The sequence below is a fragment of the Aquirufa regiilacus genome (assembly GCF_032470275.1).
In the GTDB taxonomy this organism is placed as follows: Bacteria; Bacteroidota; Bacteroidia; order Cytophagales; family Spirosomataceae; genus Aquirufa; species Aquirufa regiilacus.
In genome coordinates this window covers 53281-75263 of sequence record NZ_JAVNWW010000008.1, presented here as the reverse complement: position 1 = coordinate 75263, position 21983 = coordinate 53281, and the positions used below count along the sequence as shown (strand labels likewise).

Genomic DNA, 21983 nt, shown 5'->3' with positions numbered 1-21983 from the left:
TGCTCGTATCGAGCAGTTGTCTTTGATTACAGCTTCAACACATTGAAGCCTAAACTTGTAATCATACTTGTTTCTTTTGTTCATAAAAATGCCCCCAATAAGTGTCTAACTTTTTGGGGGCAGTCTAAAATTCGGAGCCTTTTTTTTATTTCTTCAAAATGGTATGTCCCATTTTATCACGTTTGGTTTTTAGATAGACCTCGTTATGTGGGTTCGATTCGATTTCAATCGGCAAAGATTCCACAATCTCTAATCCATAACCCAATAGACCAGCCCGCTTTTTAGGATTGTTCGAAATCAATTTGATTTTACGAATACCCAAATCACGTAGAATTTGAGCTCCTACCCCATAATCACGCTCATCCATCGCAAAACCCAATTCCAAATTCGCTTCCACTGTATCTCTTCCTTGCTCTTGTAATTTATAGGCTTTTAATTTATTCAATAAGCCAATACCTCGGCCTTCCTGAAACATATATAAAACAACGCCCTTTCCCGCTTTCTCCACCATTTCCATGGCTTTATGCAGTTGGCCACCGCAGTCGCACCGACAAGAACCAAATATATCGCCTGTGACACAAGAACTATGCACCCGAACCATCACCGGCTCATCGGCATCCCAAGTTCCTTTAATTAACGCTAAATGTGTATCACCCGTGTTTTTTTGCTTGTAAGCAATCAAATCAAAATGACCCCATTCCGTGGGCATATCCACACCAATTTCACGCTGAATCAAAGATTCTGTAGCCAACCGGTATTCAATCAAATCCTTGATTGTAACTAATTTCAAATCAAATTTATCTGCAATACGGCGCAAATCAGGCAAACGAGCCATCGAGCCATCCTCATTCAAAATTTCAATTAACACACCGGATGGTTTGAACCCAGCGAGCTTAGCGAAATCCATCGATGCTTCCGTGTGCCCCGTCCGACGCAATACGCCCTCAGTACGACTCTTTAACGGAAATATATGACCAGGCCGACCTAAATCACTTGGTCGGGTGTCCACATTCACTAAGGCCTGTATCGTTTTTGCACGATCTTGAGCCGAAATACCTGTGGTACAACCATGGCCCAACAAATCAACAGATACTGTGAAAGGTGTTTCGTGGGAGGTTGTATTTTGATCCACCATCATTTCCAAACCCAACTCGATGCAGCGCTCATTTGTCAACGAAACACACATGAGACCACGAGCCTCACGAATCATGAAATTAACAATCTCGGGGGTAATTGCCTCTGATGCACAAATTAAATCCCCTTCGTTTTCCCGATTCTCATCATCGGCAACAATGATCATTTTACCTTGGCGAATATCTTCAATGGCATCCTCAATACGATCTAAGCGTATACTTTCCTCCTGCATGTTTGTTGTGTTTTTTGAAACGAAAACACAAAGGTAAGCAGAAATAGTTCCCATTTTAGCTACCTTTGTCAGATAAAATTATAGAATCACGCATGTCGATTGAAGCGAAAAATCTGAGTAAACATTATGGCGCTCAAATAGCAGTGAATGCATTAAACTTCAGCGCCAAGTCCGGACAGATTGTTGGCTTTCTAGGACCCAATGGTGCAGGAAAATCGACAAGCATCAAAATGCTCGTTGGCCTTATTCAACCCACTTCCGGAGAAGCTTACATCGCGGGCGAACGTGTTAGTCAAGATTCAATAAATTTAAAGAAACAAATTGGATATCTAGCAGAGGATAATCCCTTGTACAAGGAGATGTATGTTAAAGAATTTCTAGCATTCATCGCCTCTTTACACAACATATCGCAAACTCGAATTCAAGAGGTCATTCAATTAACAGGTTTAAGCCTCGAACAAAACAAAAAAATAAATACCCTTTCGAAGGGCTATCAACAGCGCGTTGGAATTGCGCAAGCCATCTTACACAATCCATCTATTTTGATTTTAGATGAACCAACGAGCGGTTTGGACCCGAATCAAATGGAAGAGATTCGATCCTTAATTCTATCCTTAAAACCGGGACGTACCATATTATTTTCAAGCCATATTCTTAGTGAAGTAGAAGCAATTTGCGACCGTTTACTGATCATTAATCACGGCGTATTGCAGGCAGATTGTAGCATGGACGAGGCCAAATCCTTTCCTGGCGGCATCAATCAGTTATTCCAAGAAAAGACTAAGCTTGTAAAGTAAAATCATCTGCATCGAGATGAGCAGGAAATTTGTCACGAAAATCCTGCAAAGCTTCAAAGGAAAGCGTTTCAGTTTGGATAAGCGCCTCCGAAGATAAAAGAAGAAGGTCTTCGCCTTTAAATGATACAATACTTGAAGCTCCAGCATATTCCAGTTGGTTTCCGTCTACACCCACGCGATTCACTCCAACAACATACGCTAGGTTTTCAATCGCTCTTGCACGCAACAGGCTTGACCAAGCATGCGTACGAGCTGCGGGCCAGTTCGCCACATACACCGCTAAATCGTATTTCAAATCTACATTACGAGACCATACGGGAAAGCGCAAATCATAACAAACAAAAGGAGCTATCGACCAAGACTTATAGGAGATTAAACACGTGGAATTTCCTGCCGTGTAAAAGGAATCCTCATTGCCCATTCGAAATAGGTGTCGCTTATCATAGCTATCAATCTTACCCGACGGATGCACGGCTAGTAAGCGATTAAAATACTTTCCTGATTCCTTAATCTTGAGACTTCCAATAAGTAATACCTGCAATCGCGCGGCCTGCAATTTCATCCATTGTACCGTAGGACCCGCTGAAATTTCAGCACCCATGGCTGACATACTAAAACCTGTACTGAACATTTCAGGCAGCACAATGACATCTGTATGTCCCTGTAAATTTTGTAGTGATTCTTCTAGTTGAGCGCAATTGGAAATCGGATCCTCCCAAACCAAATTGGCTTGTACATAACTAACCCGTAAATCTTGATTCAGGGTAGACATGGCATTCCTATTTATTTAGCAATAAACGAATAATAGATACGAATCTTTGTCTTTAAAGCCTTCAGGGAAGTAAATCGAGCCGTTTCACTAAGCATTTTCGTATACCCGGTTGAGCTCGTAGTAGGCGTAGGGGTAAGCAAGAAACCGTTATTAACTTTGCGACCGTTCAAAATAGATTGAAGCTCGGTCGTTACATTAAATGTATAAGTTCTATTATATGCGTTGTAACTAGCTGTTTGAACACCTGAACCACCTTCAGATAGCACATATCCGAGACCATAGCTGTTTCGCAAAGGCTTATTATTACCATCAACCTGTAACAAGGTCAGTTGGCCTAGCGTTTGATTCAAATCGGCGCCATCTTCTGCTTCAAAAACAAGTTCGGCTTTATTAACAGCCACGTTTCGATCACCTTTTAACTTTAGCAAAGTAGGAAAGTCCACTTTCGTTACGAGGCCAGAACCCGATTGAACAAAGGTTAGTTGACCCGTAGCTTCAGCTGAAACGGAATTACCTGGCTTAACAAGGCTTGCTAACGCTCCCGAACGAGCAAATTGATATTGATTGTAGCGGGAATTAACCTCAGCCATCAATGCATTCGATAAACTAAAGAAATAATTTAGCTCATATTTTAACGTATCATTGGGATTGTGCCAATACAGCGTCAAACGTGAATAGGCTGGATTAAAACCCAACAAAGCAGCATTAGCGCCACTTGATGAACTAATCTTTAATCCCGGATATGCTTTCCGAAAGGCATTACCACCACCCGCTAAGGACTTATCGGCATAATTGGCTAATAATTCTCTACCTAAGGTTGGTGACATCAGAAATTTCAATGTGTCCAATTTCAAAGAATCCCCATTGGAAGCTTTTGATCGAATTGGACGCGGACGAAATGTATGTGAACCTACAACGGTCGGGTTCACTGAAATCGAAGCCGTGTTAGTAAAATAATCGGTTGATGTACTTAAGCTATCCTTTAATTTATAAACATTAATGGTTTGAACTTGATTGGTATCGCCTTGGTAACTTTTATAAACCAATTGCATCTTTAATGAATCTAAAATAGACTCCTTTTTAGCATATAGTGAATCCGCATTAGCAAACTGCGTGAAAATAGAGGACGAAAAAGTACCTAAAACGGGATGCGTATATGAACCTACCAACAAAGAACTTGCTCCGCCAGTTTGAATAGAATCCATTAATACCGTACGAGATTTCACCTGAAGGGTGTCCGTAAAATTTAAGCCAACCTCAACACTAAACAAATCTGCACCAATTTCTTTTGGCGCATCGCAAGAGGCTAGAAAAAGGGAAACAATCCCCAACCATTTAATTACCGGCCAATTCAATGTACGTTTTTTCGAAGAAATCGAGGTCATTATCGGCAATGTTTTGGAAGGTTTTATCTTGATATTCATCAATAATCGGTTGGATTCGGGTATTATCCGCATTTTCTAAAGAAACAATTTTATCAGCAAATTCGGCGCCAAGTTTAATGAACGCTTGATAATCTGCACCATCTAAACTAGACAAATGTGAATCGTCCATGTCGCCAATTTTAACTTTCTCTTTTAAGTCGTCTGCTGAAAACGTAAAATCGAAGTTCGTATTGTGAGGGGAAAAAATTGTTTTGGAATCTTTAAAAATAGGGTGATTCCGGTAATAAGAAGAAATGTACAATGGAACAAAACTTGACATCCAATCATTGCAATGAATGACATCAGGCGACCATCCCAACTTAATCACAGTCTCTAGCGCTCCTTTACAGAAGAAAATGGCACGCTCATGGTTATCTGCATAAAATGCTTCTTCCTTGTCCGTCAACACATATTTCCGTTGGAAATAATCTTCATTATCAATGAAATACACTTGCAATTTAGCCGCAGGAATACTGGCAACTTTGATCGTCAAAGGCTTCTCCTCATCGCCCATCGGAATGGTAATTCCTGACAAACGAACCACTTCATGTAAACGGTTTTTACGTTCATTAATCGACCCAAAACGGGGAACCAAAATTCGAATTTCCATTCCACGCTCTTGCATCGCAGTAGGTAACGCGCGAACAAAATCAGCTATTTTGGATGTATTGAGGAAGGGATCAACCTCGCTGGAAACGTAAAGAATACGCAATTTAGACATGCTAAAATTAGTTAGGGGAATTTATCCCAAAAAACAAATGCAAAAATATAAAAAATTAAGCACAATTCCGCACGTTTATTAATTAAAGGTCTTTATTTTGCCTATTGAATTAAACGGATTCCACTCCTACATGATCAAAGCCCTCCTTAAATATAGCATTTCATCTCTTCTTGCAATCGGTCTTTTGTATTGGGCCTTTTCCAAAAGCGATCTACACTGGGCGGATATATACCAAAGTGCCTTAACCGCTAATTATCAATGGATCATTGTTTCCATCGTGATTGCATTGATTTCACATTTACTGAGAGCACTTCGCTGGGAACAACTATTAGGTGCCATGCACTATTCACCTGGCACGACTCGTACATTTTCAGCCGTTTTGATTGGTTATTTTGCCAATTTCATCGTTCCGCGAATGGGTGAAGTTTCACGTTGTGGCTCCCTTCAAAAGACAGCCAACATTCCCTTTGAAAAGTCGTTTGGAACCGTAATTACCGAAAGAATCGTTGACTTACTTGGCCTCGCTGTGCTGGTTGGCCTAACCTTTATCGTCGAATGGAAACCCATTCAACAATTTCTATTTCCGAATTTTCACCTCCCTCCTACCATCATGTTAGCCGGGATTGCCGCCGGAGGAATCACATTTTTGGGGTTAATTTGGATCCTTAGAGACCGATTTCTTGTTCGCTGGCAACACTTTGCCGCTACCAATAAAGTTGGCAAATTATTGCAAGGTTGGTTTGTCGGAATCCTAAGCATCAAGGAGGTTGAAAATCCATCTAAATTCATTTTGTACACTATATTAATTTGGGTGGCCTATTTCGCCAATACCTATACATTATTATTAGCCTTCCCAATCAGCTCCTCATTAAGCTTATCAGCAGGCTTGACAGTATTAGTTATGGGAACCTTTGGCATGGCAACACCTACCCAAGGGGGAATTGGCGCCTATCACAGCTTGGTCGCATCTGCGCTTAGCTTTTATTTAATCCCGCTGAAGGATGCAACCATTTTAGCTACATTTTTTCATGGAACTCAAATGGCAACGATCTTGTTATTTGGCGGATTAAGTTTTATCATTACTTTTTTCTTACCTCAAAAAAATGCAGGAATCGAGTCATAAAATTTGCACATTAGCTGATGCAATATCGAGGCGAGCTGCCTGGAAACAGGAAAACCAACAAGTCGTTTTTACGAATGGCTGTTTTGACATCCTTCATCTAGGACATGTTGACTATCTAGAAAAAGCGCGCCAAACAGGAACCAAAATGATTGTTGGCGTAAATGCAGATAGTTCTGTGCGCCAACTGAAAGGACCGACAAGACCAGTCAATAACGAATATGCCCGTGCCCGGATTTTAGCAGCACTAGGTTTTGTTGATATGGTTATCGTTTTCGAGGAAGAAACACCCTTAAATCTAATAAACGAATTATTACCAGACGTTCTTGTTAAAGGGGACGACTATTCGATCGAAACAATCGTAGGTGCCAAAGAGGTTATTGCGAACGGCGGAAAAGTAACAACAATACCCTTGGTACCTAGTTATTCAACAACCAATATCATTCAAAAACTTAAAAATTAAAAACCATGTTAATCGCTATTATTTTTGGAGTGCTGGGAATGCTTATTTCTTGGCGTTTAAAATCAAAATTCAAAACGTATTCAGAAACGGCTTTGCAAAGTAATTTGTCCGGCCAGGAAATCGCGGAACGCATGTTAGCCGACCACGGCATACATGACGTACGTGTCATCTCAGTAGAAGGACAATTAACAGATCACTACAATCCTGCAGACAAGACCGTCAATTTAAGTCATGATGTTTACTACGGAAGAAATGCAGCAGCAGCAGCGGTTTCTGCCCACGAATGTGGCCATGCGGTTCAACATGCGAAGGCTTATAGCTTTTTGCAATTTCGCAGTGCTATGGTGCCGATGCTAAACATTGCGAATGGATTTATGCCCTTATTGTTAATGGGAGGAATGATGTTATTGTATTCAACAGGAAATTCGACTGTATTAGCGATTGGAGTGGCTTTATTTGCGCTTGCAACGCTATTTAGTTTCGTAACACTTCCCGTAGAATTTGATGCATCTAATCGTGCTTTAGCTTGGATTAAGACAAATAACATTGTCACACCCGCTGAATATGAATTATCGAAAGATGCACTTTGGTGGGCTGCGATGACCTATGTCGTTGCGGCATTAGGAATGCTCGCGCAATTGCTCTATTATCTGAATTTGATGGGTGGCAGAAGAAGTGATGATTAAATATGAGTGAAGAACGAAGAGTTAAGAGTTAAGAGTTAAGGATGGCCTGCGAAATTTCGTAGGCTTTCTTTTTATACCCAAATGTACCTCTTCACTCTTAATTCTTAACTCTTACCTAGTTTAACTTACTCTTCCGATAACTATATCCAAAATAAATCATAACACCTGCTAAACACCAATAAGCAAATCGCTCCCAGTTGGTCGCCCCCATTTGAGTCATTAGGTATAGATTCACGAGTAATCCCAAAACGGGAATCAATGATAAGCGGTGCGTGTAACTAAAAAACGCAAGTACTAACCAAATAACAAAGAAACCTGTCATGATCCAATGATCCGCTTTTGCATCCCCATCTAGGTAACTTCCCAACCAAGTTGTCCAAGAAGCTGAATCCGGCAAGGATAAATACAAGGCAACAATCCATGCTACCCCCACCCAGATGGACGCATTTAAATAAGGAATCTTAAACTTCGATTTCTTTTGATTCTCAGGATCCAAATCCAAAATCAACACCCCCGCACACACTAAAACAAATGCAAACAAGGTTCCAATACTTGACAAGTTAATCACCTCTTCTAAGTTGGCGAACAAAGCCGGAACCCCCACCAAAACTCCCGTCATAATGGTCGAGAAGGATGGCGTACGGTATTTGGGATGAATGCGTGAAAATGCCTTTGGCAACAAACCATCACGTGACATGGTCATCCAAATACGCGGCTGGCCTAATTGATAGACCAACAAAGCACTTGTCAGTGCGATCACAGCACTTGCGGCTACCACGCCAGCAACACCAGGCAAATTCACTTTCATAAACATGAAAGCTAAAGGATCTTCAATTCCAGTTAATTGTTGAGATGGCACAATTCCCGTCAATACAAGCGTTACTAGCACATAAAGCACCGTACAAATAATCAGTGCCCACATCATGGCCTTAGGAATATCACGCTGTGGATTTTTACATTCCTCAGCGGTCGTAGATATAGAATCAAAACCAATGTATGCAAAACATACCGCGGCAACACTTTTTAAAACACCCGAAATACCATTCGGTGCGAAGGGTGTCCAGTTCTCTACTTGCACATAAAATGCACCGACTCCAATAACAATTGCAATCACCAATAATTTCAAAATAACGAGAATATTATTGGTATTCTTTGATTCTTTAATCCCAATATAAACCAAATAAGTTATCGCTACGGTGATCAAAAGCGCAGGTAAATTGGCAACAAAATGCCAACCTAAAAACGTAGGTGCAGACTGATAAGCCAAATACCCTTCCCGAAGATTAACATGCAAGGATTCTAAAGTTTGACCCGATTGCAATAAAGGAGAAGCCTCGTTAAAAGCTCGTTTGGCCGACAAATAATCCATCGTTAAAAATTCTGGAACATGAACGCCAAGGCCCTCCATCAAATCAACAAAATATTTTGACCAAGAAATCGCAACGGCAACATTGGAAATCGCATATTCCAAAAGCAAGTTCCAACCAAGAATCCAGGCTACAATTTCGCCTAAACTCGTATAAGCATAGGTATAGGCACTTCCGCTGATAGGCACGGTTGCCGCAAAACGCGCATAACAAAACGCGGTAAACATGCAGGCCATTGCTGTGAAAACAAACAGCATCGAAACGGCAGGACCACCATTTGCGGAGGCCTGCCCGATCGCTGAAAATATACTGGCACCGATGATGGCAGCAACTCCCATGAATGTCAAATCACGAACGCCCAAATTGCGATGCATTTGGCCACCTTCTAACTTTTCAATCTCCAGTTGGTCTGAAATAATTTTATCTATTGACTTCTTGCGAAAAAAGGAAGACCACATCATATTAGCTTGTTGATTTTTATACCGAAGAACAAAAATACATCTTTCTGAAAGAAATTCTAATTAAACGAAAAGCCTTACCTTTGCTGACATGTCAGTAGCCATCGTCATATTAAATTATAATGGAAGTGCATTTCTATCGAAATTTCTTCCAAAAGTCATCTCCACGAGTCCCGAAGGAGATATCTATGTGGCAGACAATGGATCCACAGATGACTCTATCGCTTTAATTACAGCACAGTTTCCCCAGGTCAAGCTCATTCTTTCAACCGAAAATTTAGGCTATGCGGGGGGATATAATCATGCATTAAAACAAATCCATGCGGAGTATTATGTTCTCATGAACTCAGACATCGAACCCAAAGAACATTGGCTCAGCAATTTAATGACCTATTTTAAAGCAAATCCCCAAGTTGCTGCTGCACAACCATTTATTCTATCTTACCAAGAGCCCACTAAATTTGAATATGCTGGAGCGGCTGGAGGGTATTGGGATCGTTATGGATATGCATTTTGCCGAGGACGGATTTTTGATTCCATTGAAACCCAAACGAATCAATTTGAAAGTGCAATCGTCAACTGGGCGACAGGAGCTTGTTTAATGGTACGTTCCCATGTTTATTGGGAAGTTGGGGGACTAGATGCCTATTTCTTCGCACACATGGAGGAAATAGATTTGTGCTGGCGCATGCAGCGTGCGGGATACGAAGTAGCGGCTGTTGCGACGAGCGAGGTACTGCATGTGGGAGGCGGAACCTTAGCGCAAGGCAACCCTAAGAAGACCTACCTAAACTTTCGCAATAACTTAATCTTATTATATAAGAACCTGCCTGTACAAAAACGCACCGGAATTCTATTTAGCCGCATGTTACTTGATGGATTAGCGGGGGTTCAGTTTTTAGCAAAAGGAGAATTAAAACAGATTGTAGCTATATTAAAAGCGCATCGCGACTTCTATGGCTATGTATTTCTGGAAAATAACAAGCAAAATCTTGCCCCAGCATTAGATAAGAAAATTGTCACTAGTTATGCTGGAAGCATTGTTTGGGACTACTTCGTTCGAAAAATCAAACGATATGCTGATTTAGGCATTTAAATATCCCAAACAGAAGGATTATTTCGTTGGCGTAAATAACGTCGAATATTCATCCAAAAAGCCAGGAAAAGATAAATGATAATGGGAGAACCCATTGTCAAGAAAGATGTATATATAAAATATAAGCGAATGCTACTTGTCGATATTTTAAACTTATCTCCTAAGCGCGCGCAAACCCCAAAGGCTTGATTTTCAACAAAGTATTTCAATCGGTACATCACGAATCATTTAGGTCACACAAAATTAGATTTTTTTCTTCACTTAAAGAAAAATTCAAGATAAATAAATAAAATGCAATAAAATAGAAGAAAAATGTAAATATATTTTCAATTAACTGATAATTAATTGTAAAATGCTTGCATACAATTTTATTTTTTCTACATTTGAGCACTTAAAAGATTTAATTCAGCCATAGTTCAGACTTCCCTTCTCTAGTATCTCCCACTATTTATAGTTTTGATTCTAAAGTTTTCATAGTCTTCTTGCGCGGAACAATCGATTTAGGTATTAATTTTTTAACATTATTTTTATGCAAACTGGTAAAGTAAAATTTTTCAACGAGACTAAAGGATTTGGATTCATCGTTGATGATCAAACAGGCGAAGACATTTTCGTACACGTAACTGGCCTTTCAGGTGTTACAATTCGCGAAAACGATTCAGTATCTTACGAGGTAACTGATGGAAAGCGCGGAGCAAACGCAATCAACGTAAAGAAAATCTAATTTTCGCACGTTTAATTTGATTAGAGCAAATCAGTAGATTTCAATATATAGTATTGCCCCATTGATCTCTAGTTAAAGAGAAATAAAAAAGCCTTCTTCGGAAGGCTTTTTTATTATACAGCAATTAAGCAATCCAGGCAACCACCTCATCTTTCGTGGGCATCGCCGCATCGATCTTCAATTTTTTACGCATACCGCCTAAATCATTGAATACTTTGTTCGGATTAGCTTCCTTTAATTGAGCCAGAGTTAAAATACCCATTTTTTGCAGGGCAGGGATCCATATTTCTGGAACTCCTACGCTGGCAAATTCACTATCTGAGGAAACCTCCTTGATGACTTCCGGGCGCATCTGCGGGAAGAACAATACTTCTTGAATGGAAACTTGATTCGTCATCAACATCGTTAAGCGATCGATTCCAATTCCAATCCCTGAAGTAGGCGGCATCGCATATTCCAGTGAACGTAAGAAATCGTAATCCATCGCCATGGCTTCGTCATCTCCTTTCTCGGCCAAACGCAATTGATCTTCAAAACGCTCTTTTTGATCGATTGGATCATTTAACTCGGAATATGCATTCGCAATTTCTTTCCCGTTAACAAATAACTCAAAGCGCTCAACAAGCCCTTCTTTCGAACGATGTTTTTTGGTTAAAGGCGACATCTCAACCGGATAATCCGTAATGAAAGTCGGTTGAATCAAATTCGCCTCAACCGTTTCCCCGAAGAGCTCATCAATCAATTTCCCTTTACCCATTTGTGTATCAACATCCATGCCTAATCCTTGGCAATGCTTACGCAATTCGTCTTCCGACATAGCATCTACATCAACGCCCGCGTACTGTTGGATGGCTCCTGAAATCGTCAAGCGCGGGTAAGGACCTGCAAATTCAATTTCATTGTCACCTACTTTTAGTTTGGTTTGGCCATGTAACGTTTGAGCAACGGTTTGGAAGATGGTTTCTGTCAAATCCATCATCCAGTGGTAATCTTTATAGGCAACGTAAAATTCCAAGGATGTAAACTCCGGATTATGCGTCCGGTCCATTCCTTCATTGCGGAACATTTTTCCGAATTCGTAAACGCCATCAAAACCACCTACGATTAATCGCTTTAAATACAACTCATTCGCAATACGCAAATAGAGTGGCATATCCAGGGTATTGTGGTGTGTATTGAACGGTCGGGCTGCTGCACCACCATGAACGGCTTGCAAAACGGGAGTTTCAACCTCTAACCAACCGCGTGCATCGAACATTGAACGCATGGTCGAAACAATTTTGGCGCGCTTGATAAAAATATCCTTAACCTGTGGATTCACGATTAAATCAACATAACGCTGGCGATAACGCATCTCAGGATCAGAAAATGCATCATAAGTTTGCCCCTCCGCCTCTTTCACAACAGGCAAAGGTCGCAAGGCCTTCGATAACAAGGTGAATTCACGCACATGCACCGAAATCTCCCCAACTTGTGTCGTAAAGGCATATCCTTTGATACCAATGATGTCACCGATATCCAATAATTTCTTAAATACTGTATTGTATAAGGTTTTATCTTCTCCAGGACATAAATCGTCCCGACGGAAATACAATTGAATTCGCCCTTCCGCATCTTGCAATTCCGCAAAAGAAGCGTTTCCCATGATACGGAAACCCATCAAGCGACCCGCAAGAACAACTTCCTGATAATTTGCTTTTTCCGGAACGTAGTTGGCTAGTATCTCAGCCGAATGTACGTTCACAGGATATTCAGCAGCCGGATAGGGATCGATCCCCATGGCCATTAACTCTTGTCGCTTTTGTCTACGCAGCTGTTCTTGTTCACTTAAAATCATCAGAATATAAGGGCTAAAATGAAGCCACAAAAATAGCCATTTCTCTTGGCAAATAAAATTCTTAAAACTTGTTAATTCGATTTTACGTTTGACTGTTAATACGATTTTTCGCTTAAATTCGTAATTCAAATACTAACCCTTTTACAAATCGAAAGATGGAAATGAAAAATCAATTAAAATCCTACGTAGTCATCGCCCTTTTATCCAGTGGAGTAACTTTGGGGGCATATCAATTACTAAATTTAGGGAATCAATCGAGTTTTAGTGATTCTCCATCCGCTTTCACAAGCAACGTTTCCAATGTAGTCGCGGCAGGAAGTCCGGGTGAATTTACCTACGCGGCAGAGAAAACAACTCCAGCCGTTGTGCACATCAAAACCAAGATGGAGCAAAGACAGCGCCAATTTTCAAGTCCATTTGATGACTTATTTGGCGGATTTGGCGATCCATTTGGAGGTGGTGGCGGACGCCGACAAGCTCCCCAACAAGCCGAAGCATCAGGATCGGGTGTGATCATCAGTGCTGACGGATATATCGTCACAAACAATCACGTAGTTGCAGAAGCAACCGAAATTTCCGTGATGTTAAATGACAAACGCGAATTTAAAGCGAAGGTTATTTCGACAGACCCTTCCTCCGATTTAGCGGTAATTCAAATTAAGGCAAACGATCTTCCGTTCTTAACCTTTGGTGATTCAGATGCATTAAAAGTAGGCGAATGGGTATTAGCTGTAGGGAATCCGTTTAATCTAGAATCAACGGTAACAGCAGGTATTGTTTCAGCCAAAGGTCGTCAAAACATCATCGATCGTGATGATGACAAGGCAGCCAATCCATTGGAATCATTTATTCAAACAGATGCTGCCGTAAATCCAGGTAACTCGGGAGGTGCACTTGTAAACCTCAAAGGAGAATTAATCGGTATCAATACAGCCATATATTCACGCACGGGGCAATTTGCTGGTTATTCATTTGCAGTACCTGTAAGTATTGTCAAAAAAGTATCAGCGGATTTGATCAAGTATGGCAATGTTCAGCGCGGTTTCTTGGGCGTGAGTATCATGGAAGTTAATTCAAAATTGGCTGATGAAAAAGACTTAAAAGTCACTACCGGAGTATATGTTGGCGGATTCTCAGAGAATTCTGCCGCGAAAACAGCAGGTATCAAAATCAATGACGTTATTACCAAAATTGATGGGATTGAAACAAAAACATCAGCGAAGTTGATGGAAATCGTGGGCCGCAAGCGTCCAGGTGAAACCTTGAATGTTACGGTTAACCGTGATGGTCAAAACAAGGAATTCACAGTTACGTTGAAAAACAAAGATGGCAACACGGCTATTCTAAAAGGCGAAACAGGTGAATCTTATAAATCGGAATTCTTAGGTGCTAAGTTTGGCGCATTGAGCAGCTCAGATAAGGAGAAATTCAATGTCAACGCAGGCGTAAAGGTAACCGAAGTATTACCGGACGGCCGCTTAGAGATGTATGGATTATCTAAAGGATCCATCATTACGAAGATTAATGACAAGGCAGTAAATAATCCAAAAGAAGCTGCTGAATTGCTCGAAGCACGAAAAGGCCGTACGAAACTAGAAGGCATCGATGTGGATGGGTCGAGATTCATTTATGTACTGTAAACAGTCGCTAGTCAGCAGTCGCTAGTCACTAGTCGCTAGTCGGCAGTCGCTAGTCTTCAGTCGCTAGTCGGCAGTCGCTAGTCACTAGTCACTAGTCGGCAGTCGCTAGTCCTCAGTCGCTAGTCGCTAGTCACTAGTCGGCAGTCGCTAGTCCTCAGTCGCTCATCATTAGACGTCGGGCGTTAACACTACTAAAAATATAAAGCCTCGCTTGGTTTTCCAAGAGGGGCTTTTTTATGGTGGTAAGTCGACAGTCACTAGTCAAAACAAAGTCCTACTTGAAATTCGACGTAGGGCAGTAGTAATCAAACTGATTTATCCGACTAGCGACTGACGAATAGCAACTAGTGACTAGCCAAAACAAAGCCCTACTTGGAAATACAGGTGGGGCTTTTTTTATAGTGGTACGTCGGCAGTCGCTAGTCCTCAGTCGTTCATCATTAGATGTCAGGCGTTAATGCTAATAAAAATATAAAGCCCTACTTGGAATTCCAGGTGGGGCTATAATATTTAAAAGTATATTCTGATGACTAGCGACTGACGACTGATGACTAGCGACTATTAAAAAAAGCCCCACTTGGAATACCAAGCAGGGCTTATAAATACTAACTTATTTATCAGACTAGCGACTAGTGACTAGCGACTGAATGACTACTTTCGATACATCACCGTTTTAGCCGCATCAATCGTACGAGCGACATTTGGTAAAATCTCCTCAATTAACGTTGGAGCATATGGCAATGGCAAGTCGCGTGAATTCACACGAATCACGGGAGCATCTAAATAATCAAATGCCCAACGTTGTAAATGATATGCAATCTCAGATGATATAGCTGATAAAGGATTTGCTTCCTCAACAACGACACAACGATTTGTTTTCTTTACCGACTCTACTACGGTAATATAATCTATCGGACGAACCGTACGCAAATCAATCACCTCAGCATTGATTCCTTGTTTCGCTAATTCTTCTACCGCTGGCAACACCACACGTGACAACATTTTACCAAAAGTAACAATCGTCACATCCGTACCCGCTTTCACAACATTTGCTTTACCAATCGGAATCAAATATTCACCATCCGGAACTAAACCCTTATCTCCATACATCAATTCCGATTCCATGAAAATAACAGGGTCATTATCACGAATCGAAGCCTTCATTAAGCCTTTCGCATCCGCAGGCGTTGCAGGAACAACCACTTTAAGTCCAGGAGTATTCGCAAACCAATTTTCGAAATTGGACGAGTGCTGTGAGGATAATTGCCCCGCATTACCCGTAGGTCCACGGAAAACGATGGGACAAGAATATTGACCTCCTGACATCGACATCAACTTAGACGCTGAGTTGATGATTTGATCAATAGCCACCAAAGAGAAGTTGAATGTCATGAACTCAATAATCGGACGTAGGCCATTTGCTGCAGCACCCACACCGATACCACCGAAACCTAATTCAGCGATGGGTGTATCAATCACGCGCTCTGGACCAAATTCGTCCAACATACCTTGTGATACCTTATAAGCACCATTATATTCCGCAACTTCTTCTCCCATTAAGAAGACTGTATCATCACGACGCATTTCCTCTTGCATAGCCTCACGTAAGGCTTCTCTAAATTGAATTTCTCTCATATGATTTCTTTGTTTTGGGCATTCCCAAGCAGCGACAAAATTAGGCAAGAAAAAGCACACAACAAAACCAAAATTCAGGTTACAATCGGTCTATTTTAGTAAAATCGTCGTATTTTTGAATTTCCATTGAATAAAATCAACTATGTCAGTTCAAATCGGCGCAATTTCTGCTACTTTATCGAGCTTTTTAAGCCAACACGATTATTCACACATCGCAGTTATTGTGGACGAAAAGACACAAAAACATTGTTTGCCCCTCATTCAATCCTTGCTTCCCAAAACTTTTACAAAAATCGTCATTAAATCAGGTGAAGAGCAAAAAACACTCGCAACCTGTGAGAAAATTTGGCAGGCGATGACACAGGCCAACATGGACCGCCATGGCTTGATTATTAACCTTGGCGGTGGTGTGATTGGTGACATGGGAGGATTTTGTGCCTCGACGTACAAGCGCGGCATTGATTTTATTCAAATTCCCACGACCTTATTGGCACAAGTTGATGCATCCGTGGGAGGAAAATTAGGCATTGATTTTCATGGCCTAAAAAATCACATCGGCGTATTTCAATTACCCAAGACGGTTTTGATTGACCCTACATTTATTCAAACCCTGCCCGATCGCCAAAAAAGATCCGGATTTGCCGAGATCATCAAGCATTGTTTAATTCGAGATGCAGCAAAATGGGATACCATTGCTTCGTTGGATTTTGACCAAGTCGATTTGGCTGATCTAATTGCGCATTCCGTGGAAATCAAAAAAGCTGTTGTTGCAGAAGACCCGAAAGAGAAAGGATTACGCAAAATCTTGAATTTTGGACATACACTTGGCCATGCCGTTGAAACCTATTTATTGGGCCTAGGCAAACGTGCCGTATTGCATGGAGAAGCTATCGCTGTGGGTATGATTACGGAAGCCTATTTAGCTTATCAACGAAATCTTATAGAGGCAGAAGAATTAGAAGCCATCGAAGCGATGCTTTTTGCGACATATGGTCGTATTCAAATCAAGGCAGAAGAAATCCCTGCGATTATTCAATTAACTGCGCAAGACAAGAAAAACAAAGGATCCGAAATACGCTTTTCGTTGTTAACGGGCATTGGTGATTGTGGATATGACATCCCTGTATCCAAGGCCGAGATGAAAAAAGCCTTGGAGTATTACATCGGATAATTACTCGATTACTTGCGGAACTTTGAAATATTGCTCGTTGGTATCTGGACCTAAAGCTAATGCCTTTTCACGCGTAAGCTTTGAGATAGCCTTATCTTCTCTGAAATGATTCAAAGCAAAAGTCATATGAGCTAATGGAGCGACATTTTGCGTATCGACAACATTCAATGCTTCCATCCAATCCAAAACTTTATTGATTGAATCTTGCATCTCGCCAACTTTTGATTCTTTCAAATCCAGGCGAGCCAAATGTGCAATTTTAACGACATCCTCTTTACTTACTTTCATCTTTCTTCGATTTAAGTTTTTTGTCCTCGGGCATTTCTTTATCTAAAAATGCATTCAACGCATCGCGATCTAAATTCGCCGTAATTTGGCCAAATGAATCAATGTTCATTTCAAATCCTGCTAAATCAGGATGTACTTTTGGCGCTTTGGCTTTCGGTTTTGCTTTCATTAATTGTTGCTAGGAAAATTTTTCAAAGCTGCTGCTAATCGTTCAATTACCTGATCTTTTCCCCACAATTGCATCGAAATCATCAAATCTGGACCTGCTCCATTGCCACTTAAGGCCACGCGCAATATTTGCATCACCTTACCCATTTTGATACCTGCAGCTTCCAACGATTCATGAATCGCATGCTTGATATCATCTGCTTGCCAAACGGCCACCGCTGGTAATGCTTCAGCTAATATATGTAAACCCTTTTCCGCTTCCGCATTCCATTTATTTTGTATGACTGCCTCATCGTAAGTAGCCGGTTTCTCAACAAATGAATCAACCAATGTTGCTAGTTCTTGCGGAAAAGTAATCCGATCTAAAAATAAAGATACGAATGCCAAAGCTTCTTCGGCAGGCAAATGTCCCAAATATTCCTTCGCCAATACCTCCGGAGCTTGTTGTTTTAAATACTGCTCATTAAACCATTTGGCTTTATTGACATCAAATTTTGCTCCTGCTTTGTTGATGCGTTCTAAAGAAAAGGCATCTACTAATTCTGTCAAACTGAATAATTCTTGTTCAGTACCTGGATTCCAACCTAAAAAGGCTAAGAAATTCAACGTTGCATCAGGCAAATAGCCTTCTTGCTTAAAACCTTTGGAGATTGACCCCGATTGAGGATCCGTCCATTCCATAGGGAATACCGGAAAACCACCTAAGTCCGCGTCGCGTTTGGATAATTTACCATTTCCTTCGGGTTTTAACAATAAGGGTAAATGTGCAAATTGAGGGGCTGTCCAACCAAAAGCTTGGTACAATAAAATATGTAAAGGTGCTGAAGGCAACCATTCTTCTCCACGAATCACATGAGTAATCTCCATGATGTGATCATCTACGACATTCGCCAAATGATAGGTAGGCATTCCGTCTGATTTCATCAAGACTTTATCGTCTATGCTTGACGTATGGACATGAACCCAATCACGTACAGAATCTTGGAAACGTACTTCTCCTTTGGCAGGAACCTTAAGGCGAATAACATAAGGCGTATTCGCATCCAATAAGGCTTGAACCTCTGCCGCAGGTAAAGCTAATGAATTACGCAATTTCACACGTGTCAATGCATTGTATTGGAAGGCGGAACCCTTGCTTTCAAACATCGTACGCATGGCATCCAATTCCTCGGCTGTATCAAAGGCATAATATGCCTTTTCTTCTTGGATCAATTGATCCGCATAAGCTAAATATAGGTCCTTACGCTCGCTTTGTCGGTAAGGTGCATGAGGTCCTGAGGCACCCACTCCCTCGTCTGGGCTGATTCCTAACCAGGCTAAACTATCTAGTATATATTGTTCTGCTCCAGGCACGAAACGCGTTTGATCGGTATCTTCAATGCGAAGGATAAAAGTTCCGCCCATTTTGCGCGCGAACAGGTAATTATATAAAGCCGTTCTTACGCCACCAATATGCAATGGACCGGTTGGACTTGGGGCAAAACGTACTCGAACAGAAGCAGACATATATTATGATTTATAGGCAATACAAGCAATTTCCACACGCACATCTTTGGGAAGTCTCGCAACTTCGACCGTTTCCCGCGCGGGCGGATTTTCGGGGAAATGAGCCCCATAGACTTGGTTAATCTTAGCAAAATTATCCATGTCTTTCACAAAGATGGAACATTTGACAACATCCGTATACGTGCAACCTGCCGCTTTTAAGATGTGTCCCATATTCTTCATGACTTGATCCATTTCCTCTTCAATGCTCGCTCCGGATTCAAAAACGCTCAAAGCGATTTGACCAGAAACGAAAACCATGCCGTTCACTTCGACCGCTTGCGAGTAAGGACCAATGGCAGCTGGTGCGTCAGGAGAAAAAATTATTTTTTTTGTCATATCTTTGAAATAAGAGATGCAAGTTACCAAAATTTGCTCGAATCTCGAATTAGGAAACGGATCGATTTTCATGCAAAAAAAAGTACACAGGGTTTGGTACCAAAATAAGGGCATCGGCTACATGCTCATCTCCTCTTTGTGTTTTGCGTTAATGTCGGCACTTGCCAAATCCATGAGTGATCGTTTCGGCTCGGTGGAATTAGTTTTTTTCCGAAGTGCTGTCGGCCTACCCTTCCTGTTAACAAGTTTGGTTCGTCGGCCAGCTATCCAAAAAGGCGGGAAGCTCTACTTCATCATTCTTCGGGGTTTATTGGGGGCGTTTACGTTGTATTGCCTATTCTACACCTTGGAACATTTGGGACTATCCTTAACGAACACCTACGGGCAGGCATTCCCATTATTCATCGCCATTTTTAGTTTTTTCTTGATTCCGAATGAGCGCTTATCCGCCAAACAGGTTTTATTTTTGCTTGTCGGTTTTTTGGGAATTCTACTCATTTTCCAACCCGAAGCGACCGGACAATGGTTCAATCATGCGACCGGAATTATTTATGCTATGGGAACCGCGCTCGGATATTTGGCAATTAAGGAAGCGCAGAAATATTATGATTCACGTTGGGTTGTCGTTTCCTTCATGGGAGCAGGCTTAATCGCTTCAACCATTTCCTTGTGCTTAGGTACATTTGGCGAGATGCCCAATAGCTTTTTCACGGGACATTGGGTGATGCCAACGCCCTTCGAATGGCTAAAAGCATTGGTCATGGGCTTATTGGCCCTAGGCGTTCAGTACTTTACGACACAGGCATTATTGAATGAAAAAACAAGCATTGTGGGTGCTGTAGGAAATAGTGCGGTGGTTTTCTCCATTGCGATTGAAATTGCCCTTGGAAATGGACTTCCTTCGTTACTTGTATGCTTGGGGATGAGTTTGGTGGTTTGGGGGAGTTATCAGGTGAGTAGGAAATGAGGTAAGAGGGAAGAGTTAAGAGTGAAGAATTAAGAAGTCGGATGATTAGCGTGATAGATTTAAAATTATGATTTTACAAATACTCGCTACATTTCAGTCCTAAACTCTTACTTCTTCACTCTTAATTCTTCACTCATTTCAAAAAAAAGAACCCCAAGATTTCTCTCAGGGTTCATCAATAAAATATTGTTAGTTCGAATTATGCCGTAGCATTATTCATCACTTCCGTTTGTTTACGGATAGATTCCAAGTGAACTAATTTGAACATTTCTTCAACGAATTCAGGATATAAGCCTAAGCCTTTTGCCTGGTTTGCGCGGTCGTTGTGCAATTGCTTCCAACGATCCAACTGCAACACAGCTACGTTGTTATCACGCTTGTACTCACCTAATTTCTCAACAACAGCCATACGAGCAGCTAATACTTCCATCAATTCACGATCAATGTTGTCAATCTTCTCGCGTAGACCCGCTAATTCATCAGAGAAGTCAGATCCGTAATTTGCATTACGAACTTCTAACTCACGCAACATTTCACCTAATTTCTCAGGAGTTACTTGTTGAGAAGCATCCGACCATGCTGCATCTGGATCACGGTGCGTTTCGATGATCATACCATCGTAATTCAAATCTAAAATACGTTGAGACAATTCCATCAATAAAGCACGCTTTCCAGCCATGTGTGATGGATCACCAATAAGTGGCATTTGAGGGAATAAACGCTTCAACTCAACCGCCATTGCCCACATCGGTGAGTTACGGTATTTCGTCTCTTGTGCATTAGAGAAACCACGGTGAATTGCTCCTAATTTCTTAATTCCAGCACCTTGTAAACGCTCGAATGCTCCAACCCATAATGCTAAATCTGGATTAACCGGATTTTTCACTAACACAGGAACATCTACCCCTTTCAAGGCATCTGCCAAATCTTGTACGTTAAATGGATTCACGGTTGTACGTGCACCGATCCATAACACATCAACACCATATTTTAAAGCCAACTCAACATGCTCAGGCGTAGCGACTTCGATTGCCAATGGCAAACCAGTTTCTTTTTTTGCCTCAACCAACCACTTCAAAGCAGGTTCACCCATACCTTCAAAGCTACCTGGACGTGTACGAGGTTTCCAAACTCCTGCACGCATAATGTGTGCATAACCTTCCGCCTTGATACGACGGGCAGTTTCTAATACTTGTTCCTCAGTTTCAGCTGAACATGGACCCGCAATAATCAACGGCTTTCCACCAGTCTGAATCCACTCTTGCATTGGTACAATGTCTAAATTGGCATTCATAATTTTCGGATTTACAAGGCTAACGCCCCAAACATTTTGTTTATTTTATTTTATACTTCACCGCTTAAACGGATTATTAATTCTCTTATATTTGCAAGCTATTTC

Annotated in this window: 22 protein-coding genes; 9 read left to right on the top strand and 13 right to left on the bottom strand. The window is 41.2% G+C overall.

Going from position 1 to position 21983, the window contains the following annotated elements; translation table 11 throughout:
* Positions 1-145: 145 nt before the first annotated feature.
* Positions 146-1366 (bottom strand): bifunctional 3,4-dihydroxy-2-butanone-4-phosphate synthase/GTP cyclohydrolase II, encoded by a 1221-nt coding sequence (locus tag PQG45_RS11730; protein ID WP_315577311.1) that lies wholly within the window; start codon positions 1364-1366, stop codon positions 146-148.
* Between the two features lie 92 nt (positions 1367-1458).
* Between PQG45_RS11730 and PQG45_RS11725 the strand changes: the two genes are divergently transcribed.
* Entirely contained in the window at positions 1459-2163 is a 705-nt protein-coding gene (locus tag PQG45_RS11725; RefSeq protein ID WP_316070914.1) for an ABC transporter ATP-binding protein, read from the top strand.
* Here PQG45_RS11725 and PQG45_RS11720 read toward each other — a convergent pair.
* Genes PQG45_RS11720 through PQG45_RS11710 form a run of 3 tightly spaced genes read right to left on the bottom strand, consistent with a single transcriptional unit; the run spans position 2147 to position 5080 of the window.
* On the bottom strand, positions 2147-2935 hold the full coding sequence (locus PQG45_RS11720) for an amidohydrolase (RefSeq protein ID WP_316070913.1): 789 nt from the start codon (positions 2933-2935) through the stop codon (positions 2147-2149). The genes PQG45_RS11725 and PQG45_RS11720 overlap by 17 nt on opposite strands.
* A gap of 11 nt (positions 2936-2946) precedes the next feature.
* Positions 2947-4320 (bottom strand): DUF4270 family protein, encoded by a 1374-nt coding sequence (locus tag PQG45_RS11715; RefSeq protein WP_315577308.1) that lies wholly within the window; start codon positions 4318-4320, stop codon positions 2947-2949.
* Positions 4271-5080, bottom strand: coding sequence for a glycogen/starch synthase (locus PQG45_RS11710; protein WP_315577307.1), 810 nt, complete (start codon positions 5078-5080; stop codon positions 4271-4273). The genes PQG45_RS11715 and PQG45_RS11710 overlap by 50 nt, the downstream gene beginning before the upstream one ends.
* A gap of 130 nt (positions 5081-5210) precedes the next feature.
* Between PQG45_RS11710 and PQG45_RS11705 the strand changes: the two genes are divergently transcribed.
* Genes PQG45_RS11705 through PQG45_RS11695 form a run of 3 tightly spaced genes read left to right on the top strand, consistent with a single transcriptional unit; the run spans position 5211 to position 7349 of the window.
* Positions 5211-6203, top strand: coding sequence for a lysylphosphatidylglycerol synthase transmembrane domain-containing protein (locus PQG45_RS11705; protein ID WP_315577306.1), 993 nt, complete (start codon positions 5211-5213; stop codon positions 6201-6203).
* The gene (rfaE2, locus tag PQG45_RS11700) at positions 6184-6663 is read left to right on the top strand and encodes a D-glycero-beta-D-manno-heptose 1-phosphate adenylyltransferase (protein WP_315577305.1); all 480 of its coding nucleotides are present in this window, start codon (positions 6184-6186) and stop codon (positions 6661-6663) included. The genes PQG45_RS11705 and rfaE2 overlap by 20 nt, the downstream gene beginning before the upstream one ends.
* A 5-nt stretch (positions 6664-6668) precedes the next feature.
* Positions 6669-7349: a zinc metallopeptidase gene (locus PQG45_RS11695; protein WP_315577304.1), complete on the top strand. Its 681-nt coding sequence runs from the start codon at positions 6669-6671 to the stop codon at positions 7347-7349.
* Between the two features lie 115 nt (positions 7350-7464).
* Here the strand turns inward: PQG45_RS11695 and PQG45_RS11690 are convergent, their stop codons facing one another.
* A complete protein-coding gene (locus PQG45_RS11690) occupies positions 7465-9174 on the bottom strand; it encodes an amino acid permease (RefSeq protein WP_315577316.1) in 1710 nt (569 codons plus the stop codon).
* Between the two features lie 91 nt (positions 9175-9265).
* On the opposite strand from PQG45_RS11690, the gene PQG45_RS11685 reads away from it, so the two are divergent.
* Positions 9266-10270 carry a glycosyltransferase family 2 protein gene (locus PQG45_RS11685; protein WP_315577303.1) on the top strand — a complete coding sequence of 335 codons (1005 nt, stop codon included), beginning with the start codon at positions 9266-9268 and terminating at the stop codon, positions 10268-10270.
* Here PQG45_RS11685 and PQG45_RS11680 read toward each other — a convergent pair.
* Positions 10267-10488, bottom strand: coding sequence for a PspC domain-containing protein (locus PQG45_RS11680; RefSeq protein WP_315577302.1), 222 nt, complete (start codon positions 10486-10488; stop codon positions 10267-10269). The two genes, PQG45_RS11685 and PQG45_RS11680, sit on opposite strands and share 4 nt — an antisense overlap.
* A 311-nt stretch (positions 10489-10799) precedes the next feature.
* Between PQG45_RS11680 and PQG45_RS11675 the strand changes: the two genes are divergently transcribed.
* Positions 10800-10994: a cold-shock protein gene (locus tag PQG45_RS11675; RefSeq protein ID WP_130895221.1), complete on the top strand. Its 195-nt coding sequence runs from the start codon at positions 10800-10802 to the stop codon at positions 10992-10994.
* A gap of 124 nt (positions 10995-11118) precedes the next feature.
* Here the strand turns inward: PQG45_RS11675 and lysS are convergent, their stop codons facing one another.
* Positions 11119-12831: a lysine--tRNA ligase gene (lysS, locus tag PQG45_RS11670; protein ID WP_315577315.1), complete on the bottom strand. Its 1713-nt coding sequence runs from the start codon at positions 12829-12831 to the stop codon at positions 11119-11121.
* A gap of 161 nt (positions 12832-12992) precedes the next feature.
* Here lysS and PQG45_RS11665 point away from each other — a divergent pair, with 161 nt between their 5' ends.
* The gene (locus tag PQG45_RS11665; RefSeq protein WP_316070912.1) at positions 12993-14471 is read left to right on the top strand and encodes a Do family serine endopeptidase; all 1479 of its coding nucleotides are present in this window, start codon (positions 12993-12995) and stop codon (positions 14469-14471) included.
* A 651-nt stretch (positions 14472-15122) separates the two neighbouring features.
* Here the strand turns inward: PQG45_RS11665 and PQG45_RS11660 are convergent.
* Positions 15123-16106: a pyruvate dehydrogenase complex E1 component subunit beta gene (locus PQG45_RS11660; RefSeq protein ID WP_315577300.1), complete on the bottom strand. Its 984-nt coding sequence runs from the start codon at positions 16104-16106 to the stop codon at positions 15123-15125.
* Positions 16107-16248: 142 nt separating this feature from the next.
* On the opposite strand from PQG45_RS11660, the gene aroB reads away from it, so the two are divergent.
* Complete coding sequence (gene aroB, locus PQG45_RS11655; protein WP_316070911.1) at positions 16249-17277, top strand: 3-dehydroquinate synthase; 1029 nt, start codon at positions 16249-16251, stop codon at positions 17275-17277.
* Here aroB and gatC read toward each other — a convergent pair whose 3' ends face one another.
* From gatC to PQG45_RS11635, 4 genes are read right to left on the bottom strand one after another with little or no spacing between them, the layout of a single operon-like run.
* On the bottom strand, positions 17278-17565 hold the full coding sequence (gene gatC, locus PQG45_RS11650; RefSeq protein WP_315577298.1) for an Asp-tRNA(Asn)/Glu-tRNA(Gln) amidotransferase subunit GatC: 288 nt from the start codon (positions 17563-17565) through the stop codon (positions 17278-17280).
* Entirely contained in the window at positions 17552-17734 is a 183-nt protein-coding gene (locus PQG45_RS11645) for a hypothetical protein (RefSeq protein WP_315577297.1), read from the bottom strand. Before PQG45_RS11645 ends, gatC begins: the two co-directional genes overlap by 14 nt.
* Positions 17734-19239 (bottom strand): glutamate--tRNA ligase, encoded by a 1506-nt coding sequence (gene gltX / locus PQG45_RS11640; RefSeq protein ID WP_316070910.1) that lies wholly within the window; start codon positions 19237-19239, stop codon positions 17734-17736. The genes PQG45_RS11645 and gltX overlap by 1 nt, the downstream gene beginning before the upstream one ends.
* A gap of 3 nt (positions 19240-19242) precedes the next feature.
* Entirely contained in the window at positions 19243-19617 is a 375-nt protein-coding gene (locus tag PQG45_RS11635) for a Rid family detoxifying hydrolase (protein WP_316070909.1), read from the bottom strand.
* A 16-nt stretch (positions 19618-19633) separates the two neighbouring features.
* On the opposite strand from PQG45_RS11635, the gene PQG45_RS11630 reads away from it, so the two are divergent.
* A complete protein-coding gene (locus PQG45_RS11630) occupies positions 19634-20584 on the top strand; it encodes a DMT family transporter (RefSeq protein WP_315577294.1) in 951 nt (316 codons plus the stop codon).
* A 199-nt stretch (positions 20585-20783) separates the two neighbouring features.
* Here the strand turns inward: PQG45_RS11630 and PQG45_RS11625 are convergent, their stop codons facing one another.
* Complete coding sequence (locus PQG45_RS11625; RefSeq protein ID WP_315577293.1) at positions 20784-21878, bottom strand: chorismate mutase; 1095 nt, start codon at positions 21876-21878, stop codon at positions 20784-20786.
* Positions 21879-21983 lie beyond the last annotated feature (105 nt).